Source organism: Oryzomicrobium terrae, from assembly GCF_008274805.1.
Classification (GTDB): Bacteria; Pseudomonadota; Gammaproteobacteria; order Burkholderiales; family Rhodocyclaceae; genus Oryzomicrobium; species Oryzomicrobium terrae.
Map to the genome: position 1 here is coordinate 1,599,551 of NZ_CP022579.1, position 22,591 is coordinate 1,622,141.

A 22,591-nucleotide genomic window follows, 5' to 3' on the forward strand; every position below is an offset into this window, starting at 1 on the left:
AGACTCAAGCAAGACTGACGCACACCAAGGTGATCGCCATGATGATGGAGATGTTTGGCAATTCCTACCTCTTCGGCGGCAATGCGCCGTTCGTCGAGGAACTGTATGAAAACTACCTGGACAATCCGGCGTCCGTGCCCGACGAGTGGCGCGACTACTTCGACAAGCTGGTGCAAATGCCCGGCTTCGTCAGCCGCGATGTCCCCCACGCCCCCGTGCTGGCCGCTTTCGCCGACATGGGCAAGCAAACCTACCAGCGCGCTGGTGGTGCCCAGGTTGATGAGAAGAAGCAGGTCGCTGCACTGCAGCTGATCAATGCCTACCGCTTCCTCGGCAACCGCTGGGCTCAACTCGACCCGCTCAAGCGCCACGAGCGCCCCGAGCTGCAAGAGCTGGAGCCTGCCCACTATGGCTTCACCGAAGGTGACCTGAACAAGAGCTTCAATAGCGGCTCCTTCGCCGCTGTGGGCGATCAGGCCACCCTCAAGGACATTCTCGATGCCGCCAAGGAGACTTATTGTTCTTCCATCGGCGTGGAGTACATGCACCTCACCGCTACCCAGGAAAAGCGTTGGATCCAGGCCCGTCTCGAGCCGATCCGCGGCAAGGGCCAGTATTCCGCCGAGCACAAGAAGCGTCTGCTGGAGCGTCTGACCGCCGCCGAAACCCTGGAGCGCTACCTGCACACCCGCTACGTCGGCCAGAAGCGCTTCTCCCTGGAAGGTGGCGACAGCCTGATCGTGGCTATGGACGAACTGCTCAACGTGGGTGGTTCCAAGGGCGTTGAGGAAATCGTCATCGGCATGGCCCACCGCGGCCGTTTGAACGTGCTGGTGAACACCCTGGGCAAGGCGCCTTCCATGCTCTTCGCCGAGTTCGAAGGCAAGAAGGCTTCCGACCTGTCCTCCGGCGACGTCAAGTACCACAATGGCTTCTCGTCCGACGTCGGCACCCCGGGCGGTCCGGTCCACCTGACCCTGGCCTTCAACCCGTCCCACCTGGAAATCGTGAACCCGGTGGTCGAGGGGTCGGTCTATGCCCGCCAGCGCCGCCGCGGCGCCGAAGGCAAGGACAAGGTCGTGCCGGTGCTGATCCATGGCGATGCCGCCGTGGCTGGCCAGGGCGTGAACCAGGAGATGCTCAACTTCTCCCAGACCCGCGGTTACGGTACGGGCGGCACGGTGCACATCATCGTGAACAACCAGATCGGCTTTACCACCTCCGATCCTCGCGACCTGCGCTCCTCCCTGTACTGCACCGACGTGTTCAAGATGGTCGAATCCCCCATCTTCCACGTCAATGGCGACGACCCCGAGGCCGTGGCCCTGGTGACCCAGCTGGCCCTGGAATTCCGTCAGGAATTCAAGAAGGACGTGGTCATCGACATCATCTGCTTCCGCAAGCTCGGCCACAACGAGCAGGACGAGCCGATGGTGACCCAGCCCCTGATGTACAAGAAGGTCCAGGCGCACCCCGGTACCCGCAAGCTGTATGCCGAAAAGCTGCAGACCCAGGGCGTCATCGCCGAAGGTGATGCGGACCAGATGATCAAGGACTACCGCGCAGCCCTGGACGAAGGCCGTCTGGTGCACAACCCGGTGCTGGCCGACTTCAAGCGCGAGTTCGCCAACGACTGGACCCCTTACCAGACCAAGAAGTACCTGGAAAACGCCGATACCTCGGTGCCCCAGACCGAGCTCAAGCGTCTGGCGAAGGCCCTCACCACCATCCCGGCCAACTTCACCCTGCACTCCCGTGTGCAGAAGATCGTCGAGGATCGTCGCGCCATGGGCGAGGGTAAGCTGCCGGTGGATTGGGGTATGGGTGAAAACCTCGCCTACGCGACCCTGCTTGCCCAGGGCTTCGGCGTGCGCCTGTCCGGCGAGGACGTCGGTCGCGGCACTTTCTTCCACCGTCACGCCGTGTTCCACGACCAGAACCGGGAACGCTGGGACGCCGGCATCTACCTGCCGCTCGCCCACCTGCAGGAAAAGCAGGGCTACTTCCAGTGCTTCGATTCCGTGCTGTCCGAAGAAGCCGTGTTGGCGTTCGAATACGGCTATGCCACTGCTGAACCCAACGAGCTGGTGGTCTGGGAAGGCCAGTTCGGCGACTTCGCCAACGGTGCCCAAGTGGTGATCGACCAGTTCCTCTGCTCCGGCGAGGCTAAGTGGGGTCGTCTGTGCGGTCTGGTGATGCTGCTGCCCCACGGCTATGAAGGCCAGGGTCCGGAGCACTCCTCGGCCCGCCTCGAGCGCTACCTGCAGCTGTCCGCCGAGCAGAACTGGGAAGTCTGCGTGCCCTCCACCCCGGCTCAGATCTTCCACCTGCTGCGTCGCCAGATGGTACGCAAGCAGCGTAAGCCGCTGGTGGTGATGTCGCCCAAGTCTCTGCTGCGCCACAAGGAAGCCATTTCCACTCTGGCCGAGTTGTCCAAGGGCAAGTTCCAGCCGCTCATCGGTGAAACCGACGCCAGCATCGATCCGAAGAAGGTGACCCGCGTGGTGGCCTGCTCCGGCAAGATCTACTACGAACTGCTGGCTGCCCGTCGCGAGCGTAAGCTGAACAACGTCGCCCTGATCCGTGTGGAACAGCTGTACCCGTTCCCCGACGCCCAGTACGCGGCCGAGTTGAAGAAGTACCCCAAGGCCAAAGAAGTGGTGTGGTGCCAGGAAGAGCCCACCAACCAAGGCGCTTGGTACTCCACCCTGCACCACTTCGAGCGCGGCCTGCAGTCCGGCCAATCGTTGTACCTGGCGGCTCGTCCCGCGGCGGCAGCGCCGGCGGTGGGCTACTTGGCCAAGCACAACGAGCAGCAAAAGGCCGTGATCGACGCCGCTCTCGGCAAACTCAAGTAAGCGACAGAACTCTTTCGGGATGACTCGGAGAAAAAAATGATTATTGACGTCAAAGTTCCGCAACTCTCGGAATCCGTTTCCGAAGCGACCCTGGTTTCCTGGCACAAGAAGGAAGGCGAAGCGGTTGCCCGCGACGAGAACCTGATCGACATCGAAACCGACAAGGTCGTGCTCGAACTGCCTGCTCCGGATGCCGGCGTTATCGTGAAACTGATCAAGGGTAACGGCGACACCGTCGTATCCGGTGAAGTGATCGCCCAGATCGACACCGAAGCCAAGGCCGGCGCTGCCGCTCCTGCCGCCAAGGCCGAAGTCCCTGCTGCCAAGGCTGCTCCCGTGGCCGCCGCTCCGGCGGCTTCCGCCCCGGCCGCCGCCGGTGTGGCCATGCCGGCCGCACGCAAGATCCTTGACGAGAAGGGCATCGCCGCCGGCGACGTGACCGGCACCGGCCGTGGTGGCCGTGTCACCAAGGAAGACGCCCTGGGCGCCCAGGCCAAGCCTGCCGCTGGCCCGGTGGTCGCGGCTGCTGCCAAGTCTGCGCTGCCGACCCCGCCGGTGGCTGTGAACCTGGGCGATCGCCCGGAGCAGCGCGTGCCGATGACCCGCCTGCGTGCCCGCATCGCCGAGCGTCTGCTGCAGTCCAAGAACGACAACGCCATCCTGACCACCTTCAACGAGGTGAACATGGCGCCAGTGATGTCCCTGCGCAAGCAGTACGGCGAGAAGTTCGAGAAAGAGCATGGCGTGCGTCTGGGCTTCATGGGCTTCTTCGTCAAGGCTGCCGTGGCTGCCCTGAAGAAGTATCCGATCCTGAACGCCTCCGTGGACGGTAACGACATCGTCTATCACGGCTACATCGACATCGGTATCGCCGTGGGTTCTCCCCGTGGCCTGGTGGTGCCGATCATTCGTGACGCCGACCAGATGTCCATCGCCGACATCGAGAAAAAGATTGCCGAGTTCGGCCAGAAGGCCAAGGACGGCAAGCTGTCCATCGAAGAACTGTCCGGTGGCACCTTCTCCATCTCCAACGGCGGTGTGTTCGGCTCCATGCTCTCCACCCCCATCATCAACCCGCCCCAGTCCGCGATCCTCGGCATCCACGCCACCAAGGACCGGGCCGTGGTCGAGAATGGTCAAGTGGTGGTGCGTCCGATCAACTACCTGGCCATGTCCTATGACCACCGGATCATCGACGGCCGTGAAGCCGTGCTGGGTCTGGTGACCATGAAGGAAGCCCTGGAAGATCCGGCCCGCCTGCTGCTCGGCGTCTAAGCCCTAGCCGTTCAACCGCATCAACGCAGAGACCGCAGGGGCTCGGGGCCAGAGAAACCAAGCTCTGACTCCGGGTGCCGGCGGTCTCGGCGCATCACGAGGTACCTTACATGTCCAAACAATTCGACGTTCTCGTCATCGGCGGCGGCCCCGGCGGCTATGTGGCCGCCATCCGCGCCGCCCAGCTCGGCTTTTCCGTGGCCTGCTGCGAATCCAATCCCTACGCCGATCCCAAGGGCGAGCCCCGTCTCGGCGGTACCTGCCTGAACGTGGGCTGCATCCCCTCCAAGGCGCTGCTGCATACCTCCCACCTGTTCGAGGAAGCCGGCCACTCCTTCGCCGACCAGGGCATCACCGTGGGCACGCCGAAGATCGACGTGGCCAAGATGATGGGCCGTAAGTCCGGCGTGGTGACCCAGCTCACCTCCGGTATCAAGGGCCTGTTCAAGAAGAACAAGGTCACCCAGCTCAACGGCCACGGCAGCTTCGTCGGTCAGGGCGCCGCCGGTTGGCAGGTCAAGGTGGGCGACGAGGTGGTCGAGGCCAAGCAGGTCATCATCGCCACCGGTTCCAAGGCGCGCCATCTGCCCACCATTCCGGTGGACAACAAGATCGTCTGCGACAACATTGGTGCTCTGGAAATCGACAGCGTGCCGAAGAAGCTGGCCATCATCGGCGCCGGCGTGATCGGTCTGGAAATGGGCTCCGTGTGGCGCCGCCTGGGTTCCGAAGTGACCATCCTTGAAGCCATGCCCGACTTCCTCGCCGCTGCCGACCAGGACGTGGCCAAGGAAGCCCTCAAGGTGTTCACCAAGCAAGGTCTGAACATCAACCTGGGCGTCAAGATCGGCGACGTCAAGGTGACCAAGAAGGGCGTGTCCATCGCCTACACCGACAAGGAAGGCAAGGCCCAGAAGCTCGACGCTGACCGCCTGATCGTCTCCGTCGGCCGCATCCCCAACACCGACGGCCTGAATGCCGACAAGGTGGGCGTGAAGCTCGACGAGCGCGGCTTCGTCCAGGTGGATGGCCACTGCCAGACCGGCGTTGCCGGCATCTGGGCGGTGGGCGACGTGGTGCGTGGCCCGATGCTGGCCCACAAGGCCATGGAAGAGGGCGTGATGGTCGCCGAGCTGATGGCGGGCCAGGCCGGTCACTGCAACTTCGACACCGTTCCCTGGGTCATCTACACCAGCCCGGAAATCGCCTGGGTCGGCAAGACCGAGCAGCAGCTCAAGGCCGAAGGCGTGGCCTACAAGGTCGGTAAGATCCCGTTCCTGGCCAACGGCCGGGCCCTGGGCATGGGTGACCCCACCGGCTTCGTCAAGATGCTGGCCTGCGCTCAGACCGACCGCATCCTGGGCGTGCACATCATCGGCGCCAACGCCTCCGAGCTGATCTCGGAAGGTGTGGTGGCCATGGAGTTCGGCGCTGCCTCCGAAGACCTGGCCCGCATCTGCCACGCCCACCCGACCCTGTCGGAAGCGGTGCACGAAGCGGCCCTGGCCTGCGACAAGCGTCCGCTGCACTTCTAACGCTGCGATACGCTCCCGGCGTTTCTGCTCGGGGGTAAACGAACATCGGGCGGATACCCAGGTATCCGCCCGATGTTCGTTTACAGGCCCTTCAGTGTTGCTTGGCTGTTGCCTATTTGCTATCAGCCTTGCGCCGTGCTGTGGCATGGGATGTGGCCATCTGCTTGGGTTTGGTTGCCACCTTGGCGTCTCCCGCGCCTTGATTGGTCATTTTGCCGGGCTTCCCCTTTGGATTGGCTGGAGGCATCGCTTTCGTGGTGGCCGGCTTGCGGGGGCGAGGCGCTGCTCCCTTGCCTGGGGCAACCTTGACCGGAGGCACGGCGGTCGCGGAGTCGGTGGCCGGTTTGCTTACCGGCTTGGTGCGCCGGGTCACGGAAGTGGCTTTGACAGTTGCGGATGCCTGGGCTGCCGGCGCCGTGCTCTGTTCCGCAGGCATGGATATTTTGCCGACCGGAGCCGGCAGCGGTACCGCTTCGCCCAGTTCCTGGGCAAGGCGCGCCAGGCGGCGCAGGAACGTATCCCCCAGGTCGCCGCGGGCCTCGGCCAGGGTGTAGGCGGTGGCCAGGGCGCGGCGTCGTTCTTCCCGGCTGGCGAGCAGGCGGGGGAGAGCGGCCAGGGCCCGTTCCTCGTCGAGCAGGACCAGGAAGGCCTGGCGCTTTACCGCCGCCTTGAGATGGGCGAGGGTGGGGCGCTCGGGCAAGCCAGCTTCGTGGATGCGTTCGCGTAGCAAGTTGAAGGGGCGCTCGTCGAAGCCGCCTAGGTCGGGCTTGGTGAACAGGATGGCCCGCACCAGCCCTTCCAGGGGCGTGCCGTGCTCGAAGGAGCCCTCCAGGGCGTGGCGCTTGAGGCGGCGGAATTCCTCTTCCATCCAGCTGTGAGCCTGTTCCGGGCGGCGGCTGGCGTAGGAGCCCATGCCCACCAGGGCCTTTAGCATCGGCGATTCGTAGATCAACTGGAAGAGCTTTTCCTGGAGCGAATCCCGGCTGTCCCGGTAAGCGTCCCAGGCGGCCTCGATCTGGGCCGACACCTGCTTTTCCAGGCCGACGAAGGGGTTATCCTCCGCCGCCGGGCGGCGCTGGTGATGCACTAGGCCGGCCAGGGGGCGCAGGGGCCAGAGCAGCGGGTTGGCGTCGGAGAACCACCAGCGCTCGGCCCGGGCCGGGTTGAAGTTGCGGCTGGCTTCGGCGGTGATCTCGTTGCTCAGGCTCTTCACCACCGGGGATGCGAAGCTGTCGTAGAGGCCCTGGTTGGCCACGGCGACCCGCTTGACCACCTCGAAGGCCTCCTCATCGTCCCGCCCGTCGTCCAGGGCCAGGATGTCGTCCAGAGTGCGCGGTGCGAAGCGCACCAGGTAGCGGCCCTGGACGTATTCGCGGCCCGGCATTTCCGGGTGGGTGTCCTCGATGATCGCCTCGTACAGCCCCGGGGGCAGGGTGTCGATCAATTCCAGGGTGCCCACCAGTTTGTCGGTTTCCTTGCGCGCCACGGTGGCGGACACGAAGATGCCCAGGTGGCCGATCTGCTCGTGCAGGCAATAGACGATGGTCTGCTCGTTGAGGCGGATGTCGTCCACGCTCTCGTAGAGGTCGGGAATCCAGTTGAGTGCTTGCTGGGGCGGGGTGATGTTGTCGCCCCAAGAGGCGAAGACGATGATCGGCGAGCGGATGTTGCGCAGATCGATGCGGGTGCCGCCGTCGCTGGTGACCACCTGGCCGGTGCTCAGCCGGTTGCCGACGAACAGGTTTTGGGTGATCCATTCCATCTCCTGCTTGTTGAGCAGGTAGTGGCCGCCCCACCAGCGTTCGAATTCGAGGAAGCGCTCCCGTTCCGAATCCACCTTGGCGAACAGGTTGTAGAGCTTGCTCCAGTAGGTGTTGGCCGGGTTGAGCTGCTCGAAGTTGTTCACCAGGTAGGCGCCGTCGAAGCGGCCGTTGCCCAGGTCGCCGGCCAGGGAGGCCAGCCAGGTGCCGCCGAGCAGGCCGCCGGAATAGCGCATCGGGTTCTTGCCGCGCACCCCGGCCCAGTACGAGACGGGGGAGCCGGCCAGCAGGATCGGCCCCACCAGGGTGGGCGCCGCCGCTGCCAGCATCATCAGGGCCCAGCCGCCCTGGCAGTTGCCGATGACGAAGGGCTTGCCCTCGGCGTCCGGGTGCAGGGCGTTAACTTTTTGCAGGAAGGCGATTTCGGCCCGGGCCACGCATTCGATGGTCTGCCCCGGCTCCGGGGTGGGGAAGAACATCACGAAGTAGCAGGGATGGCCCTGGCGCAGGGCAATGCCGATTTCGCTGTCGATCTTGAAACCACCAATGCCCGGCCCGTGACCGGCCCGGGGGTCGATGACGACAAAGGGGCGCTTGGCCGGGTCGGTGGCCGGGCAGTCGGCGGGGGGATGGATGCGGGCCAGGGCGTAGTTGGCCGGCTGGGGCAGGGTGCGGCCGTCCATCACGATGTCGTAGTCGAACACCAATACCGGTGGCTTGCCCGACCGGGCGTGGGCCAGGTACTGGTTGCCCCGCTCGCGCAGCACATCCAGGGTCAGAATCTGGCGCTGCCAGCGATCGTTGCAATACTCAAGGGATGCGGCCAGGGTGCGGGAACCGGCGGCGATGGCGTGTTGCAGGCTGGAGAGACTGCTAGCAAACAGCATGGGGGACCTCCTGTCGGGAGAAGTGATCCATGGCGGGGATATTTTTGCTTGTGTTGCAGTGCAGCATAGAACTCGACCGGACCGTTTGGCAAGGTCGGCCGATTTTTCATCGCCTCTTCACCACGTAGCCGTTGGGCCCCAGCGCCGCCTTCGTCTAAACTTCCACGTTTTCCCGCTGCCCTCGCAGCACCGGCCCTGGCCTTTTGCTGCCGGCGTAACCGTTTTCTCCCTTTACCATGCCTCACCGAATTCTTCAGGTTTCCGAACGGGGAATGCTCGACCGCTACGAGCAACTCCTTACCAGCAAGGGTTTCACGGCGGACCCGGCGCAGCGCACCGCCGCCGAGCGGCTGCAGCAGCTCTACACCGAACTGCTTGAGTTCAAGGCCACCCGCCGTACCCGTTTGCGCAAGATGCTGCATTCCCGCCTGGCGGTACCCCGGGGTGTTTATTTCTGGGGTGGGGTGGGGCGTGGCAAGAGCTTCCTGATGGATTGTTTCTTCGAGTCGGTGCCCTACCAGCGCAAGCGGCGTATTCACTTCCATGCCTTCATGCAGCAGGTGCATCGGGAGCTGGAAACCCTCAAGGGCGAAGCTGACCCCTTGGAGAAAGTGGCGGCACGCATTGCCTCGGCCACCCGACTGCTCTGTTTCGACGAGTTTCACGTCTCGGACATTGCCGACGCGATGATTCTGGGGCGCCTCCTTACCGGGCTTTTTTCCCGGGGCGTGGTACTGGTGATGACCTCCAACTACCCGCCGGAGAAGCTCTACCCGAATGGTCTGCAGCGTGCCAATTTCTTGCCGACCATCGCCTTGCTGCAGGAAAAGCTCGACGTCCTCGAAGTGGAGGCGGGGATCGACTACCGGCTGCGCGCCCTGACCCAGGTCGATATCTTCCACGTGCCGGCCGATGCGCAAAGCGAGGAGCGTCTGGCAGAGGCCTTCAAATCCCTGGCAGGCGAGCCGGGCAAAAAGGGGGGCGCCATCGAAGTCCTGGGCCGGGAAATTCCGACCAAGCGGCGCGCCAACGGGGTCATCTGGTTCGATTTCGAGGCCCTCTGTGGCGGTCCTCGCTCTCAGAACGATTACCTGGAATTGGCGCGGGGCTATCACACGGTGCTGCTCTCCGGCATTCCCCGTCTGAGCGCGGCCCAAGCCAACGAGGCGCGGCGCTTCACCTGGCTGGTGGACGTGCTCTACGATCACCGGGTCAAGCTGGTGGCCACCGCCGAGTGCGAACCTGAGCAGCTTTACACGTCCGGAACCCATGCCAGCGAGTTCTTCCGAACCGTCAGCCGCCTGACCGAGATGCGCTCCAAGGAATACCTGGCCTTGCCCCATTTGTTGGGCAGCTAGGCCTGCTGCCGGCCTGCCCGGGACGTAACATTCCGATACAACTCCGCTATGGGCGGGATACGTCCCGTCCCTAATCTGCAGGCTCCAGATTCGTTTTCAAACGAGGAGCCCACCATGAAAAACTCGCTTCGTCCCCTGATCCTGGCCCTTTCTCTCGGCGCCCTGTCCCTGAGCGCCGCCGCCGGTGCCATGCCTGCTGGCCCCGGGTGTGCCCCGCGGGGACACTTCCAACCGGTGTTCAGCGAGTTGCATGACCGGCTGAAATTGACACCGGAGCAGGAAACCCTGTGGGCCAAGGCAGAAAGCGTCACCAAGGCCAGCCGCGCGGACTCCCGCCAGCAGCATGAGGCCAAGCGCGGTGAACTGAAAAAGTCCCTTGCGGCAGGGGATGCCGATCTGCGCGCCCTGGCCCGTCAGCAAGACGAGGAGATGGCTACCGGGCAAAAGCGTATGCAGGCGGTGCGTGATCAGTGGCTGTCGGTTTACGACAGCCTGGATGCTGGTCAGAAGCGCCAGGTGCAGACCTTCCTGGCGGAGCGCCTGGAGTCCCGCGATGGCCCGGGCAAAGGGCGCCCCCACATGGGGCCGCGCCGCCCCGGCGGCGACGGAGCACCGCCCGCTTCCCAGTCTCCGGCGGCACGCTGAGGAGAGATCATGGCCGGAACCGCCCGCGTCCTGATCGTCGATGACGATGAACAGATCCGCGATCTGCTCTGTACCTACCTGGCTGGCTTCAACCTGGAAACCCAAGGGGTCGGCGATGGCCAGGCGATGCGGGCAGCTCTGGCCGCCGCCGCCTTTGATCTGGTGGTGCTCGATGTGATGCTGCCAGGGGAGGATGGTCTCACCCTGTGCCGTCAACTGCGCCAGACGTCGCGCCTGCCGGTGGTCATGCTCACGGCCCGGGGCGAGGCCAGCGACCGCATCGTCGGCCTCGAACTGGGAGCCGACGATTATGTGGTGAAGCCCTTCGAACCCCGGGAACTGGTCGCCCGCATTCGCACCGTGCTGCGCCGTGCCCGGCCCGACGGTGCTGGCACGCCGGCCGTGAACGGTGCGGCGGCCAAGGAGGAGGGCGCCAACGAGAAGCGGGAAGAAATCCACTTTGCCGGTTGGCGCTTGCATCGGGTGTTGCGCCAGTTGGTGTCGCCCGAAGGGGTGGTCGTGCCCCTGTCCAATGCCGAATTCCGCTTGCTCTGGGTTTTCCTCGAACGGCCGCGGCGTGTCCTGTCCCGCGACCAGTTGCTGGACGCGGCCCGGGGCCGGACCATGGAGGCCTTTGACCGCAGCATCGACCTGCTCGTCTCCCGGCTGCGCCAAAAGCTTGGCGAGGACCCGCGCGATCCCCGCCTGATCAAGACCGTGCGGGGCGAGGGGTATCTGTTTGCCAGCCCCGTTGGTGACTCGGCCGCGGAATCGGGAGGAGGACGGTGATCCGTCAGGCCTGGTTGCGTTTGCGCCAGCGCCGCTGGCTGCCCCAGACCTTGTTCGGGCAACTGTTTGCCGTCCTTCTGGCGGGTATTCTGGTCAGCCATCTCTTTCTCTCCCTGCTCATCTTCAGCGTCTTCGACCAATTCCGCACACCTCCGGCGGGGCCGCCAGGCCCGCCACCACCGGCTGTTTCAGCGTTTGGCCCGCCCGGGCCGCCGGGGGGGCCGCCGGAACGCCAGGGGAAGGAGGCTGTTCATCGCCCTCCTCACCGAGGACCGCAACCCTTACGTCATCTGGGCTTCTGGCTGGGGATGCTGGCCCAGATCGGCGCCCTGGCCCTGGGCGCCTGGTTCGGCGCCCGTACCCTGGCGCGACCGATCCAGCGTCTGGGGGACGCCGCCACACGCCTGGCTGAAAACCTGGAAAGTCCGCCGCTGCCCCTGGATGGAACGCTGGAAGCCCGCCAGGCGGCGGAAGCTTTCAATCGCATGCAGCAGCGCATCCGGCGCCAACTGGAGGAGCGCAACCGCTTCCTGGCGGCGGTTTCCCACGACCTGCGCACGCCCCTGACCCGCATGCAGCTGCGCGCCGAGCGCATCGACGATGCGGAGTTGAAGGCCCAGTTGCGCCACGACATGGGTGAAATGGCCTCCATGCTCGACGCCACGCTGCAGACGCTGCGCGACCATGCCCAGAGCGAGGTTCCCGTACGCCTGAATGTGACAGCCCTGGTCCATTCCCTGGTCGATGACATGGCCGAGGTGGGGCAGCCGGTTTCCGTTTCCGGTGAGGCCGGCCAGGTAATGGCACGACCGGTGGCCTTGCGCCGCTGCCTGGCCAATCTGCTGGAAAACGCAGTGCGCTACGGCGGCCGGGCCCGGGCGGTGCTGAGCAATTCGGACCGGGGCGTGCGCATCGAGATCGAGGATGATGGCCCGGGTATCCCCGAGGCCATGCTCGAACAGGTTTTTGAACCGTTCTATCGCCTGGAATCCTCCCGCAATCGGGCCACCGGGGGGGTGGGGCTGGGCCTGTCCATTGCCCGGGAAGTGGCACGCCAGCACGGTGGCGACCTGACGTTGCGTAATCGGCCAGAGGGGGGCTTGAGTGCGTGCCTGCTGTTGCCCCAGGCGGTCGAGGTGTAAGGCAACCGGTTGCCGGGCGGTTTCCGGGGCGCCAAGATAGACTCCGGTCGCGCCAGTCGAGCGGGTTCCTCCGCATCCGGACGCCATCTTTCGCCTTTTCATTTCCTCGGGAGCCCCTGCCATGGCTCGTTTGCTCACCCTCATCGTTGCCTTGCTGGCCTCCGCCCTGGTGGCCTTCCCGGCGGTTGCCCAGCAGGAGGTGGAGATCATCCCCCTGCAACATCGTTTTCCCGATGAGGTGATCCCCCAGTTGCGGCCCTTCGTTGAATCGGGCGGGGTGCTCCAGGGGGCCAACAATCAGCTGATCCTGCGGGCATCCCGGCGCAACCGGGACGAGATCAAGCGCTTGCTGGCCAGCCTGGACCGGCCGCTGCGTCGCCTCGTCATTCAGGTCAGCCGCGAGCGTCAGGAAAGCAGCGTGCGCCAGGATGCCGGGGCGTCCGGCACGGTGGTGCTGGGCGATGGTACGGTCAAGCTCACCGAGCCGCGGCGCCTGTCGGGCGGTGCTTCGGTAAGCTTGGGGTCGGCGGGCAGTGCGTCCCGCCTGACCGGCAGTGCCGCCGATGTTCGCGCCAGCCGCAGCGAGCGCAGCGTACAGACCGTGCAGGTGGTGGAAGGCGGCCAGGCGTTCATCCAGGTTGGCCAATCCATTCCCATCCCCTTGACCCAGGTGGTGGTTGGTCCTGCCGGCACGGTGGTGTCCCAATCCATGGTCTGGCAAGACTTGGGGCAGGGCTTTTATGCCGAGCCCCGGGTTGCTGGCGACCGGGTGACCCTGGAAATCAGTCCTCAGGCCAGTCGCCCCGGTGCTTATGGTCCAGGCAGCGCCCAGGTGGAGCGCCTGTCCACCACCGTCTCAGGGCGGTTGGGTGAGTGGATCCAGGTAGGGGGCTCCGGGCAGGAAAGCAGTGGCCGGGAACGGGTCAATGCCTCGGTTTCGGCCCGGGATAGCCGGGATGGCGGGGCCATCTGGCTCAAGGTGGACGAACTGCCCTGATCCGGCTGATTTGCAGGGCGCTGCCAGCGCCGTGTCAGCGCGAGCAAACCCGGTTGCCACCGGCCTGATGGGCGATCAGGAGGGCTTCGTCGGCCCGGGCCAGCACGGTTTCCTGGGTGTCGGCGGGCCAGAACTCGGTGACGCCCCCGGACAGGACGACGGGCTTGCCGGCAACCGGTCGGGACATGGCGTATTGGCGGATGCGCTCCAGGCCGCCGCTGCCTTCAAGCAGACCGACACCGGGCATCAGCACCAGGAACGAGGCATCGCCCCAGGGGGCCATGGCGTCGGAGTCGCGCAGGCTTTGCTGGAGCCGTTTGCCGACCTCCCGGGGGACTTCTTCCTCCAGCGTGGGTGCCGGGGAGGCGGGGGGCGGGTCGATGTCGAGCAATCCCAGACAGAAATCGCTGCCGTAGCGGCGGGCCCGAGCGATCTCACCCGTGAGGATGCGTTCGGCCAAGGCGCTGGATACCCGATCCACCGACATGTCCACCAGGCTGACGAAGACGCCGCCCAATCCCTCGCCGTGCCCCTGCACCGGCAGGGCGCGAATCCGTACCCAGCGTTTGGCGCCCCCCTCGACGCCGAGCCGAGCAAAGCGCTCTTCGGCGGGCTGACCCGTGGCCAGTACCTGATGCACCGGGTTGCGCTCGGCCGCAACGGGCTGGCCGCGCTCATCGAACAGGGTCCATTCGGGCGGGGGGAGGGGCCACACCAAGTCCGAGGCGGTGCGCCCCAGAATGTCGAGGCCCGGGCGATTGGCATGCACGATCCGCCCGTCACGGGCGTCGAAGAGTAGAGCACCCACCCCGAGAGATTCGAGCAGGGTGCTGTAATCGCCCACCCTGTGGATGTGGAGCGTGCTGATTTGGCTGAGGGAAGAAGACGGAAGCATGATGGCAAACCCAACCGACGACCTTTTCACTGTAGAAGTCGCCTGGGAGTGGGGCAAGCACGCCGGGTAGGGCCGAAGGGACTACTCGCCATGCTAGAATCGCCAGCTTTTTCCCACCTTTTTACGCCATTCCGATGCGCTACCTTTCCACCCGCGGCCAGGCCGCCGAGCCTTCCTTCTGCGACATCCTCCTGGGCGGCCTGGCGCCGGATGGCGGCTTGTATCTGCCGGAAGAGACGCCCCGGGTGACCCGGGCCGAACTGGATGTCTGGCGCCAGCTGTCCTATGCGGACCTGGCCTTCGCCATCCTGTCCAAGTTCATCACCGACATTCCGGCGGACGACCTGAAGGCCATCTGCCACAAGACCTACACCGCCGACGTCTATCGCTACACCCGCAACGGCGGTGCTGCGGCCGAGATCACCCCGCTGACCAAGCTGGAAGAGGGCTTCTACCTGCAGGAACTGTCCAACGGTCCGACCCTGGCCTTCAAGGACATGGCCATGCAACTGCTCGGCAACCTGTTCGAGTACGTGCTGGCCAAGCGCGGCGAGGAGATCAACATCCTCGGCGCCACCTCCGGCGACACCGGTTCCGCCGCCGAATACGCCATGCGCGGCAAGAAGGGCGTCAAGGTGTTCATGCTCTCGCCCCACGGCAAGATGAGTGCCTTCCAGCGCGCCCAGATGTACTCGCTCCAGGACGCCAACATCTTCAACATCGCCGTGCGCGGCATGTTCGACGACGCTCAGGACATCGTGAAGGCTGTTTCCAACGACGCCGCCTTCAAGGCGAAGTACAAGATCGGTGCGGTCAACTCGATCAACTGGGCCCGGGTCGCCGCCCAGATCGTCTATTACTTCAAGGGCTACTTCGCTGCCACCGCCAACAATGACCAGCAGGTGGCCTTCTGCGTGCCCTCGGGTAACTTCGGCAATATCTGCGCCGGCCACATCGCCCGCCAGATGGGCCTGCCGATCGCCAAGCTGGTGTTGGCCACCAACGAGAACAACGTGCTCGACGAGTTTTTCCGCACCGGCGTCTACCGGCCGCGCAAGACCGCCGAGACCTTCGTCACTTCCAGCCCGTCCATGGACATCTCCAAGGCCTCCAACTTCGAGCGCTTCGTCTTCGACCTGGTGGGCCGCGACGCCGCCGTGGTGCGCGAGTTGTGGGCCAAGGTGGATGCGGGCGGCGCCTTCGACCTGAACGGCACGCCCTACATGGACAAGCTGGCCGGCTTCGCCTTCGTCTCCGGCGCCAGCAGCCACGCCGACCGGCTGGCCACCATCCGCGACGTGTGGCAAAAGCACGGCGTGATGATCGACACCCACACCGCCGACGGCGTCAAGGTGGCTCGGGAGCACCGGCAGGCCGGCGTTCCCATGGTGGTACTGGAAACCGCACAGCCAGCCAAGTTCGCCGAGACCATCGAAGAAGCCCTGGGCCGCGCCCCGGTGGTGCCGGAAGGCCTGCAAGGGCTGGAAAAGCTGCCCCAGCGTGTGGAGGTGATGAACGCGGACCTGGAGGCCATCAAGCGCTACATGGTGGAAAACCTGGCCTGAACAGGGGGCGGCACTTGCCCCGTTTGAGCGGATTTTCCCTGAGAAACCCGCTCAAACCTTGATTAGCAAAGGATAAGCCCGCTATACTAGCGGGCTTATCTGTTTTTTCACCTTGCCCGACCGTACACGCATGGCGGCGGGCTTTGATCCACAAGGAGAGTTCATGCGCCATTACGAAATCGTCTTCATCGTCCATCCGGACCAGTCCGAACAGGTCCCGGCGATGATCGAGCGCTACAAGTCGCTCGTTACCTCCCAGAATGGTCTGCTGCACCGCCTGGAAGACTGGGGCCGCCGCCAGATGGCTTACCCGATCCAGAAGGTCCACAAGGCCCACTATGTGCTCATGAACATCGAGTGCAATGGCGAGACCCTGGCCGAACTCGAGCACGCCTTCAAGTTCAACGACGCCGTGCTGCGCCACCTGACCGTGAAGATGAAGCACGCGGTCACCACGGCTTCCCCGATGATGAAGGAAGAGAAGTCCAAGAACCTGCTGAACGGCGAAAAGGCCGAGGGCGCTGCCCCCGCCGAAGTCGCTGCCCAGCCGGCCGCCTAAGCATTCAAGCAGGAACGTTGTCGGACACCGCTTCCACGCCCAACTCCGCTGCGGCTAACCGCCTCGACTTCGCCGGCAGCCTTTCCGAAAAGAAAGCGCTGCGCTATACCCCCGCCGGGGTGCCGGTAGTCGAAGGACGTGTGACCCACGCTTCGGAACAAACCGAAGCCGGCCTCAAGCGCAAGGTGGAGTGCGAAATCGGTGTAGTGGCCTTGGGCGATGCAGCAAAACTGCTGAACGCCGCCCAGCCCGGGCAGGAACTCCGGATCACCGGATTCCTCGCCGCCAGGAGCCGCAACAGCCGACAGCCCGTCCTGCATGTGATCACGATCGAATTTTTGGAAGGAAACGAAAATGGCCAGACCCTTTGGCAAGCGTAACGACGACAAGAACAAGAAGCGGCCCCAGCGCGGCGGCCTGTTCAAGCGTCGCAAGTACTGCCGCTTCACCGCGGAAAAAGTTGAACAGATCGACTACAAAGACGTTGAAGTGCTGAAGGACTTCATCGCCGAAAACGCCAAGATCATGCCCGCCCGCCTGACCGGCACCAAGGCCGGCTACCAGCGCCAGCTGTCGCTCGCCATCAAGCGCGCCCGCTTCCTGGCCCTGATGCCCTACACCGACAACCACGCTTAATCGGGAGAACGAACCATGCAAATCATTCTGCTCGAAAAGGTCGTAAACCTCGGCAACCTCGGCGACGTGGTCAAGGTCAAGGACGGCTACGCCCGTAACTACCTGATCCCCAACGGCGTTGCCCGCCGTGCCACCCCGGACGCCCTGGCCCAGTTCGAAACCAAGCGCGCCGAGCTGGAAAAGGCTGCCGCTGAGAAGCTGGCTGCCGCTCAAGCCGTGGGTGAGAAGCTCGCCGGTCTGATGGTCCAGATCTCCCGCAAGGCCGGTGTCGATGGCCGTCTGTTCGGTTCCGTCACCAACCACGACGTCGCCGAAGGCCTGCAAGCCCAGGGCTTCGCTGTGGAAAAGCTGATGGTGCGGATGCCGGAAGGCGCCCTCAAGACCATCGGTGACTTCCCGGTGGACATCGCTCTGCACACCGACGTGGTGGTGCAGGTGACTGTCTCCGTGCTCGGCGAACACTAAGTCCGTCTGGCGGCGCCTTCAGGCGCCAGGAAACATCGCTTCGGCGAAAAAATGCCGCTCAGTGCACACTGAGCGGCATTTTTCTTTTGAGTTTGCCACCGCTGGTGAAGTGGGTGCCGCCGTGGCCGACAGCATTTCCGGGGGAGCCTTGCCGTGGCCGACACATTAGGCTGGAGCGCAGGCCGGTGCGCTCGTAACCTGCCGCACCAACCGCTCAGGCGTCGTCGCGGCGCACCTGCCGGTGCCGGTCGAGCCAATATGCCCAGACCACCAGGATCCATTGGGCTTGGGCGCTCCAGGCCAGGGCGGTGACGTCCCCCGGGGGAGGGCCGAAGGTGTTGCTCAGTTGGATGATGACAAGCAGCGCCACCAGGCCGACCACGCCCCAGCGCCCGGCCGCATCCCGTGCCCGGGTGGCGCCCAGGTAGAACGTGAGGCCCAGGGCGAACAGGACGAATTCCGCCGCCAAGGTCAGGGGGAGGGACGACCACCAGGCAAAGCCGAGCAAGGGGCTGCTGCCGGGGTACAGGGGCAAGTCCGGGTAATGCACGAGCAGGTCGAGCAGCCAGTGGCTCAGCACCGCCGCGCCGAGCACCAGTGCGTCGCCACCGCGGCGGCGCCAGGCGTAGTGGCCGCCACTCAGCAGCAGGGCCCAGCCGAGTACGGCCAGCAGGCTGTGGGAAACCGGGTAGTGCTCGAATTGCAACGGCTGCCCGGGCGTCAGCCCGGGGGCAATCCGTACCGATTCGACACCGAGCAGCAATAGGGTGGGCCAAAGCAGGTCGAGGAACTGGGCGGCCACGAACAGGGTGCCCAGGGAAACCCGGGGGGCAGCAGCCTTGGCGCCGAGACCGACGCCGAAATGGGCAAGAAACATGGAGCGATCCGAGAAAGGAAGGGGGCGGCGGGAGTGTTTTTGTTGCGACGCAACATAATATTCTAAATGATTTTCCGCCACCGTTCTGTCAGCAAGCCGCGCGCAGAAGGATTGCTGTCGCCACGCCGACTCCGGAGCGACGACGGCAAGGCTAAGGGCTCCGGCTCGGGGTAAAATCCCGTTCCTGCCGTTTTCTGATTGCCGTTGTGAACAGCCCTTCCCGCTCCTTCAGTCGCAAGTCCGACGCATCCGCCAACCTTGACCCCGCCCTGGCCCAGCTGCGGGTGCCGCCCCATTCCCTGGAGGCGGAGCAGTCCTTGCTCGGTGGCTTGCTCCTCGACAACCAGGCCTGGGACAAGATCGGCGACAAGGTCAACGAAAGCGACTTCTACCGGGACGAGCACCGCCGCATCTTCCGCCACATCGCCAAGCTGATGGAAAAGGCCAAGCCGGCCGACGTGGTGACGGTGTTCGAATCCATCGAGGCGGCGGGCGAGTCCGAGCAGACCGGCGGCCTGGCCTACCTGGGCGAACTGGCGGCCAATACCCCGTCCGCCGCCAACATCGGTCGCTACGCCGAAATCGTCCGGGAGCGGGCGGTGCTGCGCAAGCTGGTCAGCGTCGGCGACGAAATTTCCACGTCGGCCCTCAACCCCATGGGCAAGGATCCCAAGACCCTGCTCGACGAGGCCGAGGCCAAGGTGTTCGCCATTGCCGAGGCCGGCAACCGCCACCAGCAGGGCTTCGTGCACATCAACCCCCTGCTCAACCAGGTGGTGACCCGCATCGAGGAACTGCACGACCGGGAGAATCCTTCCGAAATCACCGGCGTGGCTTCCGGCTTCATCGACCTGGACAACAAGACCTCGGGTCTCCAGCCCGGCGACCTGATCATCGTCGCCGGCCGTCCCTCCATGGGTAAGACCGCCTTCGCCCTCAACATCGCCGAGTACGTGGCGGTGGAAACGCGCCTGCCGGTGGGGGTGTTCTCCATGGAAATGGGCGGCGCCCAGCTGGCCCAGCGGATGCTGGCTTCGGTGGGCCGCCTCGATTCGCACCGCCTGCGCACCGGCCGCATCACCGACGACGAGTGGGGCAAGTTCACCTACGCCCTGGGCAAGATGCACGAGGCGCCGCTGTACATCGACGAGACCGGCGGCCTCAACCCTATCGACCTGCGCGCCCGGGCGCGTCGCCTGCACCGCCAGTACGGCAAGCTCGGCCTGATCGTGATCGACTACATCCAGCTGATGTCCTCGGCCCGCCAGGCCGACAACCGGGCCAACGAAGTGTCGGAGATCTCGCGTTCGATCAAGTCCCTGGCCAAGGAACTGGAAGTGCCGATCATTGCGCTTTCCCAGCTTTCCCGTAAGGTGGAAGAGCGCACCGACAAGCGCCCGATGATGTCCGACTTGCGCGAATCCGGCGCCATCGAACAGGATGCCGACGTGATCCTGATGATGTACCGGGAGGAGTACTACAAGCCCGATACCCCGGACAAGGGCATCGCCGAGGTGATCATCGGCAAGCAGCGTAACGGCCCCACCGGCACTGTGCGCCTGGCCTGGCAGGGCGAGTACACCCGCTTCGGCAACCTGGCCCAGGGCGGCTTCCGCGATTCGGAAAACTGATCCCTGATCCGCATCGCGGCGACTGCTGTCCGCGCACACCAACGGCCCGGCTTTGTCCGGGCCGTTTTTCTTTTGTCGGCGACCGACCGCTGCCTCAAGACCCGCGCCGATAAAGGCGCTCCAGCCATGGGGTTTGGAACGCCGCGCCAGTCGTGGCGTTCCGCAGGGCATGCCTGGAACGCTAGATCTGGCGCGGGGAAGCGCGGGGTGGTCTTTTGCTTCGTGTGACGCGGCCGTGGCGCGCACTGCGTCCGGGGGACGTCGATCGCCGCCGGCTCGGCCGGTAAGCGAATCGGCGCCGGGAATACACCCCGGGTATGCCCCAGGGAGTGCGGAACTAGGCGCCCGCCGGGTGCATCGGCGAGCGGAGGGACGCCCGGGGGTAACTCCGGGCCCGGGGCGAAAGGCGCAGGCGATGGATGCAGAAGCGCTGCTGCCGGTCGCTCCAGCTCCCCTCGGCCAGCCAGCCGGCAGCGTGGGCCAGGGCGCAAAAGTCGTCCCGGGAATACTTGTAGGAATTCTCGGTATGGATCGTCTCGCCGGCGGCAAAGTCGAAATGCCGGCCACACAGGCGCACCCGCTGCGGCCGGCGGCTGACCAGGTGCATCTCGATGCGCCCCAGGTCGGCCCGGTAGCGCGCCTCGTGGCGGAAGCCGGCGAGGGCGAAGTCGGCCCCCAGTTCTCGATTGATGCGGGCCAGCAGGTTGAGGTTGAAGGCTGCCGTGACCCCCCGGGTGTCGTCGTAGGCCGGCAGCAGGGCGGCCGGGTCCCGGGTGCAGTCGGTGCCGATCAGCATCAGGGCGTCCGCTCCCAGGGCCCCGGCCATCAGGCGCAGGAAGGCGATGGCGCCGGCGGGGGACAGGTTGCCGATGGTGGAGCCGGGGAAGAAACCAAGGCGCGGCCGCTCCGGCGCCTGCAAATCGTCGGGCAGGGCGAAGGGCTGGGTGAAGTCGGCCAGCAATGGCGCGATGCGCAGGCCCGAGAATTCCCGGGCCAGGGTCCGGGCCGATTCCCACAGGAATTCCTCGGCCAGATCGAGGGGCACGTAGGCGTGGGGAGCGGCCAGGGCGCGCAGCAGCAGCGGCGTCTTGCGGCTGGAGCCGCTGCCGATTTCCACCACCACGGCGCCCGGTCCCACCGGGCGGGCCATGTCATCGACGTGGGCTTCGAGGAGGCTGATCTCGGTGCGGGTCGGGTAGTACTCGGGCAGATGGGTGATCTCCTCGAACAGCTCGGAGCCGCGCCGGTCGTACAGCCAGGCGCTGGAAATCCGTTTCTGCGGTTGGGCCAGCCCTTCGAGCACGTTCGCGGCAAAGGCGGCAGTGGCCGCCGTGACGGTGCCCGGGGGCGGGAGGGCGTGGGGCGCGTTCATGCCGCGTCCTCGGCCAGGCGCAGGCCGGCAAACTGCCAGCGCTGGTGGGGGTAGAAGAAGTTGCGGTAGGTGGCGCGCAGGTGGCCGGCTGGGGTGGCGCAGGAGCCGCCGCGCAGCACGAACTGGTTGCACATGAACTTGCCGTTGTATTCGCCGATGGCCCCCGCCGCCGGGCGGAAGCCCGGGTAGGCGACGAAGGGGCTGGCGCTCCATTCCCAGACGTCGCCGTACATCTGTGCGGGAGCGCTGGCGGCGCCGGCCGGTTCGGCCTGTGGGCCTAGTGCGCCTTGTGCCGCTGGCGTGGCCAGGGGATGCAGGGCGCCGCTGTCGGCGAAATTGCCGGCGATGGGCAATTCCCGGGCGGCTACTTCCCATTCGTACTCGCTGGGCAGGCGTTTGCCGGCCCAGCGGGCGTAGGCGTCGGCCTCGTAGAAGCTGACGTGGGCCACCGGTGCCGCCGGGTCGAGGGCCTGCACGCCGGCCAGGGTCATGGCCCGGGGCGGTTCGTCCGCCGGGTTTTCCCAGTACAGCGGCGCCGTCCAGCCGTCGCCCTGGACCGTCTTCCAGCCATCCGAGAGCCACAGGGCCGGCGTGCGGTAGCCGCCATCGGCGATGAAGTCGCACCACTCGGCATTGCTCACCGGGCGCGCGGCCAGGCGAAAGGGGCGCAGCAGCACCGCATGGCGTGGCCCCTCGCAGTCGAAGGCAAAGCCGGGGGCGGTGGCGCTGTCGTGGCCGACTTCGTAACGACCGCCCGGGTAGGCGATCCAGGCCGGCGGGGAGGGGGCCGTCGACGCTCGCGCCGCGGCCTCGGCGCGCGGGCGGTAGGCCGGGCGCAGCGGATTCTGGGCGAAGAGGTGGAGGAGATCGGTGAGCAGCAATTCCTGGTGCTGTTGCTCATGATGCAGGCCAAGCACCAGGCGCGCCGCCAGCCCTTCGGCAAGGGGCGTGCCCAGCAGCCGGGCCATGGCGTCGTCCACATGGGCGCGGTACTCCAGCACCTCGGCGAGAGAGGGGCGGGTCAGCAGTCCCCGCCGGTGGCGCGGATGGCGGGCCCCGACGCTGTCGTAGTAGGAGTTGAACAGGTAGCGGTAGCGGGCGTCGTAGCCGCGGTAGGCGGGGGCCGCGCCGGCCAGGACGAATTCCTCGAAGAACCAGGTGGTGTGCGCCAGATGCCACTTGGCCGGGCTGGCGTCGTCCATGGACTGGACGGTGGCATCCGCATCGGACAGGCCCTCGGCCAGGGCGAGGGTGCGGGCGCGCACCGCGGCGTAGCGGGCTGCCAGGTCACAGCCGGAAGCATCGGCGGGCGCGGGCATCATCGACATCCTTCCTGCGACGGCGG

The 22,591-nt window shown here is 65.6% G+C and carries 19 protein-coding genes; 14 read left to right on the top strand and 5 right to left on the bottom strand.

Annotated features, from left to right (window positions below; genetic code table 11):
- Window positions 1-38: 38 nt before the first annotated feature.
- From OTERR_RS07410 to lpdA, 3 genes are all read left to right on the top strand, one after another.
- Window positions 39-2,858 (top strand): 2-oxoglutarate dehydrogenase E1 component, encoded by a 2,820-nt coding sequence (locus tag OTERR_RS07410; protein WP_187775328.1) that lies wholly within the window; start codon window positions 39-41, stop codon window positions 2,856-2,858.
- Between the two features lie 36 nt (window positions 2,859-2,894).
- Window positions 2,895-4,133 carry a 2-oxoglutarate dehydrogenase complex dihydrolipoyllysine-residue succinyltransferase gene (gene odhB, locus OTERR_RS07415; protein ID WP_149425321.1) on the top strand — a complete coding sequence of 413 codons (1,239 nt, stop codon included), beginning with the start codon at window positions 2,895-2,897 and terminating at the stop codon, window positions 4,131-4,133.
- 110 nt (window positions 4,134-4,243) lie between these two features.
- Window positions 4,244-5,668 carry a dihydrolipoyl dehydrogenase gene (gene lpdA, locus OTERR_RS07420; RefSeq protein ID WP_149425322.1) on the top strand — a complete coding sequence of 475 codons (1,425 nt, stop codon included), beginning with the start codon at window positions 4,244-4,246 and terminating at the stop codon, window positions 5,666-5,668.
- A 112-nt stretch (window positions 5,669-5,780) separates the two neighbouring features.
- Here the strand turns inward: lpdA and OTERR_RS07425 are convergent, their stop codons facing one another.
- A complete protein-coding gene (locus tag OTERR_RS07425; RefSeq protein WP_149425323.1) occupies window positions 5,781-8,315 on the bottom strand; it encodes a DUF3141 domain-containing protein in 2,535 nt (844 codons plus the stop codon).
- A 236-nt stretch (window positions 8,316-8,551) separates the two neighbouring features.
- Between OTERR_RS07425 and zapE the strand changes: the two genes are divergently transcribed.
- From zapE to OTERR_RS07450, 5 genes are all read left to right on the top strand, one after another.
- Window positions 8,552-9,673 carry a cell division protein ZapE gene (gene zapE, locus OTERR_RS07430; protein ID WP_054620679.1) on the top strand — a complete coding sequence of 374 codons (1,122 nt, stop codon included), beginning with the start codon at window positions 8,552-8,554 and terminating at the stop codon, window positions 9,671-9,673.
- A 114-nt stretch (window positions 9,674-9,787) separates the two neighbouring features.
- Window positions 9,788-10,318, top strand: coding sequence for a Spy/CpxP family protein refolding chaperone (locus OTERR_RS07435; RefSeq protein WP_187775329.1), 531 nt, complete (start codon window positions 9,788-9,790; stop codon window positions 10,316-10,318).
- 9 nt (window positions 10,319-10,327) lie between these two features.
- Window positions 10,328-11,107 carry a response regulator gene (locus OTERR_RS07440; RefSeq protein WP_149425325.1) on the top strand — a complete coding sequence of 260 codons (780 nt, stop codon included), beginning with the start codon at window positions 10,328-10,330 and terminating at the stop codon, window positions 11,105-11,107.
- A 308-nt stretch (window positions 11,108-11,415) separates the two neighbouring features.
- Window positions 11,416-12,249 carry an ATP-binding protein gene (locus tag OTERR_RS07445; RefSeq protein ID WP_246154392.1) on the top strand — a complete coding sequence of 278 codons (834 nt, stop codon included), beginning with the start codon at window positions 11,416-11,418 and terminating at the stop codon, window positions 12,247-12,249.
- Window positions 12,250-12,370: 121 nt separating this feature from the next.
- Window positions 12,371-13,246: a secretin N-terminal domain-containing protein gene (locus OTERR_RS07450; RefSeq protein WP_149425326.1), complete on the top strand. Its 876-nt coding sequence runs from the start codon at window positions 12,371-12,373 to the stop codon at window positions 13,244-13,246.
- Window positions 13,247-13,280: 34 nt separating this feature from the next.
- On the opposite strand, the gene OTERR_RS07455 is transcribed toward OTERR_RS07450, so the two are convergent.
- Window positions 13,281-14,141: a PAS domain-containing protein gene (locus OTERR_RS07455; RefSeq protein WP_149425327.1), complete on the bottom strand. Its 861-nt coding sequence runs from the start codon at window positions 14,139-14,141 to the stop codon at window positions 13,281-13,283.
- 134 nt (window positions 14,142-14,275) lie between these two features.
- Here OTERR_RS07455 and thrC point away from each other — a divergent pair, with 134 nt between their 5' ends.
- The 5 genes from thrC (at window position 14,276) to rplI (ending at window position 17,366) form a co-directional block, all read left to right on the top strand.
- Window positions 14,276-15,706 carry a threonine synthase gene (gene thrC / locus OTERR_RS07460; RefSeq protein ID WP_149425328.1) on the top strand — a complete coding sequence of 477 codons (1,431 nt, stop codon included), beginning with the start codon at window positions 14,276-14,278 and terminating at the stop codon, window positions 15,704-15,706.
- A gap of 163 nt (window positions 15,707-15,869) precedes the next feature.
- Window positions 15,870-16,265 carry a 30S ribosomal protein S6 gene (gene rpsF / locus OTERR_RS07465; protein ID WP_054620685.1) on the top strand — a complete coding sequence of 132 codons (396 nt, stop codon included), beginning with the start codon at window positions 15,870-15,872 and terminating at the stop codon, window positions 16,263-16,265.
- A 17-nt stretch (window positions 16,266-16,282) separates the two neighbouring features.
- Window positions 16,283-16,645 (top strand): primosomal replication protein N, encoded by a 363-nt coding sequence (gene priB, locus OTERR_RS07470; RefSeq protein WP_149425329.1) that lies wholly within the window; start codon window positions 16,283-16,285, stop codon window positions 16,643-16,645.
- Window positions 16,620-16,901 carry a 30S ribosomal protein S18 gene (gene rpsR, locus OTERR_RS07475; RefSeq protein WP_054620686.1) on the top strand — a complete coding sequence of 94 codons (282 nt, stop codon included), beginning with the start codon at window positions 16,620-16,622 and terminating at the stop codon, window positions 16,899-16,901. The genes priB and rpsR overlap by 26 nt, the downstream gene beginning before the upstream one ends.
- A 15-nt stretch (window positions 16,902-16,916) precedes the next feature.
- Window positions 16,917-17,366 (top strand): 50S ribosomal protein L9, encoded by a 450-nt coding sequence (rplI, locus tag OTERR_RS07480; RefSeq protein ID WP_054620687.1) that lies wholly within the window; start codon window positions 16,917-16,919, stop codon window positions 17,364-17,366.
- A gap of 214 nt (window positions 17,367-17,580) precedes the next feature.
- Here the strand turns inward: rplI and OTERR_RS07485 are convergent, their stop codons facing one another.
- Window positions 17,581-18,243, bottom strand: coding sequence for a metal-dependent hydrolase (locus OTERR_RS07485; RefSeq protein ID WP_054620688.1), 663 nt, complete (start codon window positions 18,241-18,243; stop codon window positions 17,581-17,583).
- Window positions 18,244-18,449: 206 nt separating this feature from the next.
- On the opposite strand from OTERR_RS07485, the gene dnaB reads away from it, so the two are divergent.
- Complete coding sequence (gene dnaB / locus OTERR_RS07490; RefSeq protein WP_425466027.1) at window positions 18,450-19,874, top strand: replicative DNA helicase; 1,425 nt, start codon at window positions 18,450-18,452, stop codon at window positions 19,872-19,874.
- Between the two features lie 337 nt (window positions 19,875-20,211).
- On the opposite strand, the gene egtD is transcribed toward dnaB, so the two are convergent.
- A complete protein-coding gene (gene egtD / locus OTERR_RS07495; RefSeq protein WP_149425331.1) occupies window positions 20,212-21,246 on the bottom strand; it encodes an L-histidine N(alpha)-methyltransferase in 1,035 nt (344 codons plus the stop codon).
- The gene (gene egtB, locus OTERR_RS07500) at window positions 21,243-22,565 is read right to left on the bottom strand and encodes an ergothioneine biosynthesis protein EgtB (RefSeq protein WP_149425332.1); all 1,323 of its coding nucleotides are present in this window, start codon (window positions 22,563-22,565) and stop codon (window positions 21,243-21,245) included. Before egtB ends, egtD begins: the two co-directional genes overlap by 4 nt.
- Between the last annotated feature and the right edge of the window lie 26 nt (window positions 22,566-22,591).

Bases quoted from the DNA above. Each gene is read 5' to 3' on its own strand.
- OTERR_RS07410 (WP_187775328.1), top strand. From the start codon at position 39: ATGATGATGGAGATGTTTGGCAATTCCTACCTCTTCGGCGGCAATGCG.
- odhB (WP_149425321.1), top strand. From the start codon at position 2,895: ATGATTATTGACGTCAAAGTTCCGCAACTCTCGGAATCCGTTTCCGAA.
- lpdA (WP_149425322.1), top strand. From the start codon at position 4,244: ATGTCCAAACAATTCGACGTTCTCGTCATCGGCGGCGGCCCCGGCGGC.
- OTERR_RS07425 (WP_149425323.1), bottom strand. From the start codon at position 8,315: ATGCTGTTTGCTAGCAGTCTCTCCAGCCTGCAACACGCCATCGCCGCC.
- zapE (WP_054620679.1), top strand. From the start codon at position 8,552: ATGCCTCACCGAATTCTTCAGGTTTCCGAACGGGGAATGCTCGACCGC.
- OTERR_RS07435 (WP_187775329.1), top strand. From the start codon at position 9,788: ATGAAAAACTCGCTTCGTCCCCTGATCCTGGCCCTTTCTCTCGGCGCC.
- OTERR_RS07440 (WP_149425325.1), top strand. From the start codon at position 10,328: ATGGCCGGAACCGCCCGCGTCCTGATCGTCGATGACGATGAACAGATC.
- OTERR_RS07445 (WP_246154392.1), top strand. From the start codon at position 11,416: ATGCTGGCCCAGATCGGCGCCCTGGCCCTGGGCGCCTGGTTCGGCGCC.
- OTERR_RS07450 (WP_149425326.1), top strand. From the start codon at position 12,371: ATGGCTCGTTTGCTCACCCTCATCGTTGCCTTGCTGGCCTCCGCCCTG.
- OTERR_RS07455 (WP_149425327.1), bottom strand. From the start codon at position 14,141: ATGCTTCCGTCTTCTTCCCTCAGCCAAATCAGCACGCTCCACATCCAC.
- thrC (WP_149425328.1), top strand. From the start codon at position 14,276: ATGCGCTACCTTTCCACCCGCGGCCAGGCCGCCGAGCCTTCCTTCTGC.
- rpsF (WP_054620685.1), top strand. From the start codon at position 15,870: ATGCGCCATTACGAAATCGTCTTCATCGTCCATCCGGACCAGTCCGAA.
- rpsR (WP_054620686.1), top strand. From the start codon at position 16,620: ATGGCCAGACCCTTTGGCAAGCGTAACGACGACAAGAACAAGAAGCGG.
- rplI (WP_054620687.1), top strand. From the start codon at position 16,917: ATGCAAATCATTCTGCTCGAAAAGGTCGTAAACCTCGGCAACCTCGGC.
- OTERR_RS07485 (WP_054620688.1), bottom strand. From the start codon at position 18,243: ATGTTTCTTGCCCATTTCGGCGTCGGTCTCGGCGCCAAGGCTGCTGCC.
- egtD (WP_149425331.1), bottom strand. From the start codon at position 21,246: ATGAACGCGCCCCACGCCCTCCCGCCCCCGGGCACCGTCACGGCGGCC.
- egtB (WP_149425332.1), bottom strand. From the start codon at position 22,565: ATGCCCGCGCCCGCCGATGCTTCCGGCTGTGACCTGGCAGCCCGCTAC.